The following is a 308-nucleotide window of genomic DNA, read 5'->3' as shown; positions in this document are numbered from 1 at the left end:
TACGCGCCGCCCGCCTTGAGGATCGCCAGCAGACCGACAATCATGTCCAGCGAGCGCTCCAGCGCGATGCCCACGCGCACCTCGGGCTTCACGCCCAGCGCGATCAGGTGGTGCGCGAGCGCATTCGCCCGCGCTTCGAGTTCGCCGTAGTTCAGCGATGCCTCACCGCAAACGACGGCGATGGCAGCAGGCATCGCCTCGGCTTGCATGCGGATGCGCTCATGCACCGGCAACGCGTTCGGCCATGCCGCGTCGTTGCGGCCCCACGTGAGCAGGTCGCGGCGCTCGTGCGCGTCGAGCAGTTCGAT

At 68.5% G+C, this 308-nt stretch carries 1 protein-coding gene; it reads right to left on the bottom strand.

What is annotated here, in order from left to right:
• Positions 1 to 308, bottom strand: a 308-nt coding sequence (locus tag U5775_RS39220) for an AMP-binding protein (protein WP_322063475.1), incomplete at both ends; no start/stop codon positions are given.

It is taken from the genome of Paraburkholderia sp. J63, from assembly GCF_905220245.1.
Taxonomy (GTDB): domain Bacteria; phylum Pseudomonadota; class Gammaproteobacteria; order Burkholderiales; family Burkholderiaceae; genus Paraburkholderia.
Note: the sequence above shows the minus strand (reverse complement) of the source record. Positions and strands in the feature narration are given on the sequence as shown.